At 66.2% G+C, this 10,006-nt stretch carries 9 protein-coding genes; 3 read left to right on the top strand and 6 right to left on the bottom strand.

Going from position 1 to position 10,006, the window contains the following annotated elements; translation table 11 throughout:
• Both EOA24_RS15750 and EOA24_RS15745 read left to right on the top strand, forming a co-directional pair.
• A partial coding sequence (locus EOA24_RS15750) for a hydantoinase B/oxoprolinase family protein (RefSeq protein WP_189353958.1) occupies nucleotides 1-603 on the top strand: 603 nt, incomplete at its 5' end.
• 78 nt (nucleotides 604-681) lie between these two features.
• The gene (locus EOA24_RS15745) at nucleotides 682-1,728 is read left to right on the top strand and encodes a phosphatase PAP2 family protein (RefSeq protein ID WP_126079967.1); all 1,047 of its coding nucleotides are present in this window, start codon (nucleotides 682-684) and stop codon (nucleotides 1,726-1,728) included.
• A gap of 27 nt (nucleotides 1,729-1,755) precedes the next feature.
• Here EOA24_RS15745 and EOA24_RS15740 read toward each other — a convergent pair whose 3' ends face one another.
• From EOA24_RS15740 to EOA24_RS15715, 6 genes are read right to left on the bottom strand one after another with little or no spacing between them, the layout of a single operon-like run.
• Nucleotides 1,756-2,217 carry a MarR family transcriptional regulator gene (locus EOA24_RS15740; RefSeq protein WP_126079968.1) on the bottom strand — a complete coding sequence of 154 codons (462 nt, stop codon included), beginning with the start codon at nucleotides 2,215-2,217 and terminating at the stop codon, nucleotides 1,756-1,758.
• Nucleotides 2,214-2,798 (bottom strand): amino acid synthesis family protein, encoded by a 585-nt coding sequence (locus tag EOA24_RS15735; RefSeq protein WP_126079969.1) that lies wholly within the window; start codon nucleotides 2,796-2,798, stop codon nucleotides 2,214-2,216. Before EOA24_RS15735 ends, EOA24_RS15740 begins: the two co-directional genes overlap by 4 nt.
• On the bottom strand, nucleotides 2,791-3,675 hold the full coding sequence (locus EOA24_RS15730) for a UPF0280 family protein (RefSeq protein WP_127257752.1): 885 nt from the start codon (nucleotides 3,673-3,675) through the stop codon (nucleotides 2,791-2,793). The genes EOA24_RS15735 and EOA24_RS15730 overlap by 8 nt, the downstream gene beginning before the upstream one ends.
• Nucleotides 3,675-5,216, bottom strand: coding sequence for a 6-hydroxynicotinate reductase (locus tag EOA24_RS15725; RefSeq protein WP_127409897.1), 1,542 nt, complete (start codon nucleotides 5,214-5,216; stop codon nucleotides 3,675-3,677). The genes EOA24_RS15730 and EOA24_RS15725 overlap by 1 nt, the downstream gene beginning before the upstream one ends.
• A complete protein-coding gene (locus EOA24_RS15720; RefSeq protein WP_126079971.1) occupies nucleotides 5,213-8,011 on the bottom strand; it encodes a molybdopterin-dependent oxidoreductase in 2,799 nt (932 codons plus the stop codon). The genes EOA24_RS15725 and EOA24_RS15720 overlap by 4 nt, the downstream gene beginning before the upstream one ends.
• Nucleotides 8,008-8,865, bottom strand: coding sequence for a xanthine dehydrogenase family protein subunit M (locus EOA24_RS15715; protein ID WP_127409896.1), 858 nt, complete (start codon nucleotides 8,863-8,865; stop codon nucleotides 8,008-8,010). Before EOA24_RS15715 ends, EOA24_RS15720 begins: the two co-directional genes overlap by 4 nt.
• A gap of 302 nt (nucleotides 8,866-9,167) precedes the next feature.
• Here EOA24_RS15715 and pncA point away from each other — a divergent pair, with 302 nt between their 5' ends.
• Nucleotides 9,168-9,782, top strand: a complete 615-nt coding sequence (gene pncA / locus EOA24_RS15710; protein WP_126079973.1) for a bifunctional nicotinamidase/pyrazinamidase — start codon at nucleotides 9,168-9,170, stop codon at nucleotides 9,780-9,782.
• Nucleotides 9,783-10,006: the final 224 nt, after the last annotated feature.

The raw sequence follows: 10,006 nt of genomic DNA, 5'->3' as shown, positions 1-10,006 counted from the left end.
GCCGGGTCCAGCGGCAAGTTCGCGCTCGGCGGCAACGATCCGGCGCGCGGCCGCGACTATGTCATGTACCAGATCTCCGGCGGCGGCTATGGCGGCAATGCCGGCCATGACGGCTTGAGCAATGGCTGCTCGACCATCGGTATTTCGAAGTCGCCGCCGGTCGAGATCATGGAGCAGGCTTTTCCGGTGCTTTACCGGCATTACGCGCTGCGCGAAGGCTCAGGCGGCGCCGGCAAACATCGCGGCGGCTTCGGTCTCGCCTATGAGGTCGAGATCCTGCGCGGCGAGGCCCGCGCATCCTTCGTCATGGACCACGGCCGCTTCGGCCCGCAGGGCGCGCTCGGCGGCAAGGACGGCGCACCGAACAGCGTGACCGTGTTCCGGGGCAGCGAAGCGCATGTGCCGCCGCATCTTTCCAAGGAACAGGACATCGCGCTCAAGGCCGGCGACCGCGTGCGCGTCGGCACGCCGGGCGGCGGCGGCTATGGCGATCCACGCGAGCGCGACACGAGGCTGGTCGCGGAGGATGTCCGGCTCGGCTACTACACACCTGAGCAGGCGCGGGAGATGTTCGGATTCGCGCCCGCCGATATACCGTCATAGCTAATCTTTAAGCGCCTGATCAATCGTATCTTAATTCGAGGACGGTAGGTGTACTCCCGACACGATCGGGAGAGGATCATGAGCGTCGCGGAGCAAATGGAGGCCAGCACCCAGGCCAGCTCCAACGCTGTTCCGCCCGGCGGCCTCGCAGTTGTCTCCCGCATTCTGCTGCTGTTTTGTCTTTGCTACATCGCCAGCGCGATGCTGATTTGGCCAACGATCTTCATCGCTATGGCCAACGCCTATCTTTCGACGCTCGTCTTGACCGGCTGGATGGTCGCCCTCGCCATCGCCATTCCAGCTGGGGTGATGGCCTCTCCCCAACAGCCACTTCATGGCATCATCGGCTTCCTCCGCTCGCGGGGTCGGCAAGCGGCGCTCGTCGTCGGCGTCTTCGTGTTGGGTCTCTCCGCCTTCACCACCTACAAGCTGAACATCCCCAATGTCGTGCCCTTCTACGGCGACAGGGCGGTGGCCGATATCGACGAATTCCTGCATGGCATCGCGCCCTGGCGGATTGCCCATTCGATCGATGCAGCGACGCTGTCCTGGCTGGTCGAGAAAACCTACAGCCAGCTATGGTTCCTCGAGTGGTTCGCGTTGGCGTTCCTTGCCGCCTTCCATGCCAGACAGCCGGTCCATCTCCGTTACCTTGTGGCGCTGGCGCTGACGACGGTGGTGATCGGCACGATCCTGGCGACGTTGCTGTCTTCCGTCGGCCCGATCTTTTATGACCGCTTCGTCGGCGGCAGCCGCTTCACCGATCTCCACGAGGCGCTTCGGCTCTATCCCTACAGCCAGCACATGACGCTGTTCTCCGATTACCTGCTAAAGAGCTACACCGAGCGAACGGCCGACTTCGGCACAGGGATATCGGCAATGCCCAGCATGCATGTGGCCGTTGCGACGTTGAATGCCTTCTACGTCACACGGCTCAATCGCGGATTCGGGGCAGCGGCATGGGCGTTTGCCGCGCTGATCCTATTCGGCTCCGTCTATACGGGCTGGCACTACGCGATAGACGGCTATGTCTCGATAGCGCTGGTCGCCACGATCTGGCGGTGGTCGGCCCGCATTTCCGAAAACACGGCTAAAGCGCGTCGCGCTGAAAGGGTTTCGCCGTAAGCGTGGCAAAGGTCCGAACCCATCCGATCAGGCCAGCTTCGCCAACAGCCGCAGGAACGTCGCGGCCTCCTTGGCGGTCAGCGGCGCCAGCGTTTCCTCTGTAATTCTGCGGGCAAGCGGGATCAGCCGCTCAATGGCCTCGCGGCCTTCCGGCGTCAGATTGACCAGCAGCCGCCTCTTGTCGACCTCATGCTTGGAGACCTCGACCAGCCCGCGCGCCTTCAGCCGGTCGATGACGCCCTTCACGGTGGCGGCGTCCATGGCGATCAGCGTTCCCAGCTGGTTCTGGGAGGTCTCGCCGATGTCGTAGAGCTTGGCCAGAGCGGCGAATTGCGGCGGCGTCAGGTCGCTGATATGCGAGGCGAAGATCGACACATGGCGCTGATGCGCCTTGCGCAGGATGAAGCCGACCTGATCCTGCAGATGGTAGTTGTTCTCGTCGCCGTCCTCGGCCTCGACCAGCCGCAGCAGATTGTCCTCGCCGCTCATCTGAGGCCATCCCATGCCTTGATGTCCTCGGCCGCCAGCCCGCCCATGCGGTTATGGACGCGCGGGCCGCAGGTCATGGCGAGGCAGAACAGGATCTCGTCGGGGCGCGGGCCGTCGCTGATGCCGACCTCCATGGCGTCGAAATGGCTGCGCACATAGGCGGCGTTGATGTGGCCGAGCGGCACGTCGAGGCGCGAGCCGAAAGCGCCGACCTTCTTGGCCGACGGCACGATCGCCTTGGCGTCGCCGAGCCGCTCGCGCATGGAGTAGCCGCCCGGCACATGCCAGAGCGCGCCGTGCTCCAGCTCTCCTGCCGTGCCGACGATGGCGCCCTTGCCGTAACCGTCGATCTTCTTCACGTCGCCGCCGAGCGCCGCGATCAGCCTGTCTGAAAGCAGGAGGCCCAGCGGCTTCAGGTCCTCCATCGCGCCCTGCAGCTCTTCCACATAGCGCCCGGCGAAAGGGTTCTTGACCACTGCGAGAGCCGCCGCGCGAAGGCGCGGCTGTTGGGCGACGGGGCCGCCGTCGTGGAAAATCTCCTCGGTCAGCACCGCGACCTTGCGGATCGGAAACTCAGGCATCGGCAAATTCCTCCTGTGCATGCTTGTTGGGCGCGGCGAGCGCTATCGCGCCGCTGATGCGGGCCTCCCCCGCCAGAAACAGCGCCGAGGCGGCGACCAGGCCGCGCCGGCGAAAATCTTCGGCGACGGCGAGGCCCTTGTCCAGCGCCTGGGCAATGTCGCCCGGCGAAAGCGCGCCGACGCTCTGCGTCACCAGTTGCTCTCCAAGATCGCTGTCGGGCGCCAGGTCGCGCGCCGGAACGCGCGCGATGGCAGGGTGACCGGGCAGGTCGACGGCGTTGGCAATCAGCGTCGCCGCCGCATCCGCCTCGGCGCCGGTCGGAGCGAGAACGGTGACGGCATCGGCGATGCCGAACGAAAACGAGCGGCCGCGCCAGCCGCTGGTGGCAACACCGCGCACGCCATCCTCGGCGCGGATGCCGACGCGATCGGCCATGCCATTGCCGGTGCCGGCAATCGCCACCGTCATCGACTGGTCCCTGCCGAGATAGAGGGCGCAATCGCCGCCATTGTTGACATAAGCGCGGTCGAGCCGGCGGCCGGCGAGCATTGCGGCAAGAATTTCGTCGGCTACTGAACCGGCAACGGCGGCCATCGGGGTGATGAAGCATTCCGCCAATGGCATGACGGCTGCTTCCATGCGGCGCGCCGTCGGGCCGGCGAAATCGCGCGGCGCCAGGAAGAAGGCTGGCAGGCGCAACTCGGGCAGCTCCTCGACCAGTTCGATCAGGATCATCTGGAAGCGCGTGACCGCCTGCTGGTAGGCGGCGCGACGTTCGTCGTCAGAACCGAAGGCCTCGACGATGAGATCGATCGGCCCATGGTTGAGATGGAGCCGCCGGCCGTCGGCAAGCCAATGCGCCTGCGGGCCGTTCATCAGCCGGCACCGTTCGCCGCCGCGCGCCGCAGCTGCGCCAGGGGCGGCCAGGGGTTGTTGGCCGGCGCGCCTGTGCCGCGGCGTGGGTTGAGATACTCGCCGCCCTTGGCGAGGATATCCTCGACGCCTCGGATCTCATTCTCATAGCCGCCCAGCCGGACATAATCGTCGCGGCGCATGGTGAACTCGATCGGCGCGACCAGAGCCGGCGTCGGCACATAGCCGAAGGCGCCTTCCGGCACGCGGGTGACGTCGACCATCAGCGTGATGCCGCCGCCCGGCCAGACATAGACCGGCGCGCCGCCCACCGTCACGTAGGTCCTCAAGCCCTGCACCGAGCGCGTGAGGTTGACGGGGTTTTCGGTGACGCCGGCGCGCAGCGAGCCGCCGGCGCCGCCGATGAAGAGAACGGTGCAGAGCGCCGGCTCGCAATTGTCCTCGATCAGGCCGACCGACTTCTGCAGCCGCTCCGGAAACGGTTTTTGGACCGGCTTCAGCTCGTCGTCCAGCTCGTAATAGGCGAACTGCTCGCCGGTGGTCGACACCATCAGCAGCGACAGGCCGGGGCGCGCGCCCTTCTTGGCGTTCCAGTCGCCGAGGATCGACAGCGGGTCGGAAATCGTCGTGCCGCCCCAGCCGAGGCCGGGCTCAGACACCTTGAAATAACGGCCGGGCGTCGAACGGCGGCCGATGATCTTTATGCCGGTGTCTTCCCAGCCCAGCACCTTGCCGGCCTGATGCTCCGAGACGACGCCGGTGATGTGGTCGTCGACCACAACGACTTCGTCGACGAGACCGCGCCATTGCGTGGCGAACATGCCGATGGTGGCCGAGCCGCAGCCGACGCGCATGCGGTGCTCGACCTTGCCGTCGATGACCGGCGATTTGCCGGCTTCGACGATCACCGTGGCGCCGCCGTCGATGGTGAGCTCGACCGGCTTGCGGTTGCAGAGGTTAAGCAGCGCGTCGCAAGTGGCGCGGCCTTCCTGCTTGGAGCCGCCGGTCAAATGATGGACGCCGCCTAGCGACAGCATCTGCGAGCCGTATTCGCCTGTGGTGACATGGCCGATCGCCTCGCCTTGCGAGCGCACGATTGCCGACTCGTCGCCGATATGGCGGTCGGTGTCGATCTTCACCTTGACGCCGCAGTAGGAGAATATTCCTTCGGTGACGACGGTGACGAGATCGACGCCCTCGACCTCCTGGCTGACGATGAAGGGCGCCGGCTTGTAGTCCGGATAGGTGGTTCCGGCGCCGATCGCGGTGACGAAGCGCCTTCCGGTGTTGACCAGCTCGCCGTTCCAGGCCTCGCCCTCGGCAACGAAAGGCACGACCGCGCCGCCGGTCTCGGCGGCATGGTCGAGGATGGTTAGCGGATCCATGCGCACGATGCGGCCGCCGACATTGCCGTAGCGGTCGCAGGCGCCGGTGCGTCCGTCGGCGATGTAGCACATGACCGGACAGGCATCGCAGCGGATCTTCTCCGCCACCTGCTTCTCGCCGGGATCATGGGTTTCGAAACGTTCGGCAAGCTCGCTCATCGGCGCGCCTCCTTCTCGCGGATCGCCGCCAGGATGCGGCTCGGCGTCGCCGGCACCTTGGTGACCAGGACGCCTGTGGCATGGCGGATGGCATTGAGGATCGCCGGCGCGGTGGGGATCAGCACATGCTCGCCAAGGCCCTTGGCGCCGAAGGGTCCTTCCGGATCCGGAACCTCGACCAATATGTGCTCGACCGGCGGCACGTCTCCGATGGTCGGGATGAGGTAATCGTGCAAATTCTCGGTGCGGCCGGGGATGTATTCCTCCATCAGCGCCATGCCGATGCCCTGCGCGATGCCGCCCTCGATCTGGCCTTCGACCAGCACGGGATTGATCGCCTTGCCGACATCATGCGCGGCGGTGATCTTGATGAGCTTCACGGTGCCCAGCTTGAGATCGACCTCGAGCTCGGCGATCTGCGCGCCATAGCCATAGACGGCATAGGGTTTGCCTTGCCCCTTGGCGTCGAGCGGCAGTGTGGGCGGGTCATAGGTTTCCTCGGCGGCGAAGACGAGACCGTCTGCATCGGCCTTCAGCGCCGCAAGATCGATGCGCCGCGCGGCATCGCCTTCGCGGATGGAGAGGCTGTCGCCGTCGAGCATGATCGTCGCTTCGCCCGAGACGTTGGCGTAGCGCAGGATCTTTTCGCGCAAGGCGCGGCCCGCCTTCTCCGCCGCCTTGCCCGTTACAAAAGTCTGGCGCGAGGCGGATGTTTTGCCGGCGTCGGGCGTGATGGCGGTGTCGGCGCTCTTCAGCTTGAACCTGTCCAGCGGCAGGCCGAGGGCGTCGGCGCAGATCTGGGTGATCACCGTGTTGGAGCCCTGGCCGACATCGACGGCGCCCTGGTGCAGGATCACCTCGCCGGAGGCCGAGATGCCGACCTTGATGGTGGAGGGATTGGGCAGCGAAGTGTTGCCGCAGCCATACCAGCAGGAGGCGACGCCGACGCCGCGCCCGCTTGCCGAATTGGCGGCGTTGAAGGCTTCCGCGTCGGCGAGCGCACGCGCCCAATGCGGCTGAAGCTGCTCCAGGCATTCGCCGATGCCGACGCCCGATTCCAGGCGCTGGCCGGTGACCGTCTCGCAGCCGTCGCGCAGGCAGTTCTTCAGCCGAAAATCGAGCCGATCCATCCCAAGTTTTCCGGCAAGCTCGTCATAGAGCGTTTCCTGCATTATGGTGGCCTGCGGCACACCGAAGCCACGGAAGGCGCCAGCGATCGGGCCGTTGGTGTGGATGGCGTAGCCGGTGGCGCGGTAGTTCGGCGTGGCATAGGGGCCGGAGGCGTGCACCGGCACGCGATTGGCCACTGTCGGCCCCCAGCTGGCGTAAGCCCCGGTGTTGAAATCGCCCTCGAAGACCATGCCGGTGATACGGCCCTCGGCGTCGGCGCCGATGGTCGCCTTCATTTCGGCCGGATGGCGCTTGGTGGTCGACATCATCGATTCATTGCGGGTGTAGGCAAGCGCCGCCGGGCGGCCGGTCTTCATCGCCACAAGGCCGATCAGCGGCTGCAGCGAGACATCGAGCTTCGAGCCGAAGCCGCCGCCGGTGGCGGTTGGCACGATGCGGACCTTGTCGACGGCAAGCCCGAGCACCTTGGCCGTGTCGTCGCGGTCCATATAGGGCGCCTGGGTGCAGGCGACGACGACCAGCGTGTCGCCATCGATGTACGCATAGCCGGCTTCCGGCTCGATATAGGCGTGCTCGACGAAAGAGGTTTCGATGGCGCCGGATGCCGTGACCGTCGCGCCGGCGAGCGCTCGTTCCGGATCGCCGCGTTCGACATAGCCGGAGGTCAGCAGGTTTGCCGGGCGGTGCTGGTGGATCAGCGCGGCGCCATCGGCCTTCGCCTCGCGCGGCTGCAGCACATGCGGCAATTCGGTCCAGGAGATCGGAAAATCCGTCAGGTCGAGATCGAGGATCGCCTCACGCTCGCCGGCCACCAGCGCCACAGCCTCGCCGCGCAGGCGGACAAAGCCTTCGGCCAGCGCCGGCTGGTCGGCAAAGGGGCCAATGACGCCGAAGCAGTTCTTGCCGGGAATGTCGGCGGCGGTGAACACCCCGGCAATGCCGGGATGCGCTTCGACCCAGGCATCAAGGTCGCCGAAGGCAAAGCCGGCATGATAATGCGGCGAGCGGACCACCAGCACCGACAAAGCATCAACCGGGAAGGAATCGCCGCCGAATTTCTCGGTGCCATTGACCTTCGGCACGCCGTCGAGGCGGATCGGCGAGGCGCCGACCGCGTGGCCCACGTCCGGCTGGCGAAGGTCTATGCCGTTCATGTGCCGCGAGGCCTGCATCACCGCAGCGACGATTTTTCGATAGCCGGTGCAGCGGCAGAGCACGCCGCCCAGCGCATCCTGCGTTTCGGCCTCGCTGGGTGTCGGGTTGCGCTCCAAAAGCGCGGTGGCCGCGACCAGCAGGCCGGGCGTGCAGATGCCGCATTGCGCGGCGCCATGGTCGAGGAAGGAGGCCTGCAGCGCCGAAAGCCTGCCATTGGCAAGACCTTCGACAGTGGTCACGGAAGCGCCGGTGACGGACGCCGCCGGCACAAGGCAGGCGCAGACCGGATCGCCGTCGACCAGCACCGTGCAGGCGCCGCAATCGCCGGCGTCGCAGCCGACCTTGGTGCCGGTCAGCCGCAACTCGTCGCGCAACACCTGCGACAGGCGCCGCACCGGCGGCACGGATACCCGGACGGCGGCGCCGTTGACCTCGAAAGCAATGTCGGCGCGCTCGATGCCGGACTGGGCCACGCCTGACTGTGCCATGCCGGGGTGGACCATGCTCATGCGGCCACCTTGCCTTGGTCGAGGCCCATTGCAGAGCGCACGGCGCGGACGACGATCTCGCGCGCCGCTTGCTCCCGATACTCGGCGCTGCCGCGCACATCGGCGATCGGCGACAATTCATCGAACGGCGCCGACAGCACCGCGTCGGCAAGCGCCTCACCGATCGGACGCCCGCGCAGGACCGCCTCGACGCCTGCGAGGCGGCGGGCGACCGCGGAGCAGGATCCGACCGCGATCGCCGCTTCGGCGACGACGCCATTCTCGACCACGAGCCGCGCCGCAGTCATGGCGATCGAGATGACGAGGTAGCGACGGGCGCCGAGCTTGACGAAGGCCGAGGTGCCGACCGCGGAACGCTTCGGCACGCGGATGGCTGTGACCATCTCGCCTGGCTGCAGCGCCGTGCGGCGATTGCCAAGTATGAACGCGTCGAGCGGCAGATGACGGGGGGCTTTCGCCGACCGCAATTCGACATCGGCGTCGAGCGCAAGCAGCGCCGGCACGCCGTCGGCGGCGGGCGAGGCGTTGCAGAGATTGCCGGCAATCGAGGCGACGTTCTGGATCTGGACCGAGCCGACTTCGCGCGCGGCCGATTTCAGCGCGTCGAAGGCGGGCGGGAGTGGGTGACGGACAATATCGGTCCAGGTGGTGCGGGCACCGATCCGCCAGTTTTCGTCCGTCTCTTCGATGCCGCGCAGTTCGGCGAGACCGTTGATGTCGAGTATGTTGTCGCGGAAGGGTCTTGCGCCCTGGGCGGGGTAGAAATCGGTGCCGCCGGCGAGAATGCGCCAGCGATCCTCGCCAAGCAGCGCGAGCGCCTCGTCGACCGTGGTGGGTTTCGCGTAACGGATCACGCTCTGCCTTCCAGAACCTTCCCAGAAACGAGCCGTCCCCGATTGGCCCGCCCAAAGCGCCTTGCCCTGGGACTTTCCGCCGGTATCCAGACCGGTCAAATTCATTCGTATGCAAATGATATCAGGCCGTTCGGAATTGTCAAAGCCGGAGTTGGCAGGGCAAGGACCTGAACGCGATTGTTATGGTGCCGGAGGTTGACGCCGCCGCCCATCTGGTCAAGGTTCCGTGTCCGGTCGCGTCAGCGGCTTTGGACTGGAGCCTCAAGCCGATACCAGGGGGGCCCAAACGAGAGGGAAGCCGCATGGCCGACGAAGCGCTGATCGTCATCGACCTGCAGAACGATTTTTGTCCAGGCGGCGCGCTGGCGGTGGCCGGCGGCGACGAGATCGTGCCTTTGGTCAATGACTTGATCCGGCGGACCGACCACGTGATCCTGACGCAGGACTGGCACCCGGCCGGACATTCGAGCTTCGCCTCCAGCCATCCGGGCAAGCAGCCGTTTGAAACCATCGAGATGCCTTATGGGCCGCAGACGCTGTGGCCGGACCATTGCATCCAGGGCAGCCTCGGTTCCGATTTCCATTCCGGGCTCGCCTGGACCAAGGCCGAGCTGGTGCTCCGCAAGGGGTTCCGCACAGCGATCGACTCCTATTCGGCGTTCTTCGAGAACGACCATAAGACACCGACCGGCCTTGGCGGCTACCTCAAGGAGCGCGGCATCGACACGATCACACTGGTCGGGCTCGCCACCGATTTCTGCGTTGCCTTCTCGGCGCTCGACGCGGTGAAGCAGGGTTTCAAGACGACAGTCCGGCTCGACGCCTGCCGCGGCATCGACCTCAACGGCTCGGTGGAGGCGATGCTGAAGCGCATGCGCGAAGCCGGCGTGACGCTCGAAGACCACTCGGCGGATTGACCGGACCGTGGGGAAAGGCCCCCTCACCCGGATTGCCAGCCGAATTGCGAAGGGCAATTCGGGGCAATCCGACCTCTCCCCGAGGGGAGAGGAGATAGCTGGTTTGCGGCGCCGGAAAGCGGGTTCCCCCTTCTCCCCTTGTGGGAGAAGGTGTCGCCGAAGGCGACGGATGAGGGGTGCTCCAGGGAAAGCCGGCGTCTCACTCCGCTGGAACACCCCTCATC

The organism is Mesorhizobium sp. M2A.F.Ca.ET.039.01.1.1, from assembly GCF_003998035.1.
Taxonomy (GTDB): Bacteria; Pseudomonadota; Alphaproteobacteria; order Rhizobiales; family Rhizobiaceae; genus Mesorhizobium.
Note: the sequence above shows the minus strand (reverse complement) of the source record. Positions and strands in the feature narration are given on the sequence as shown.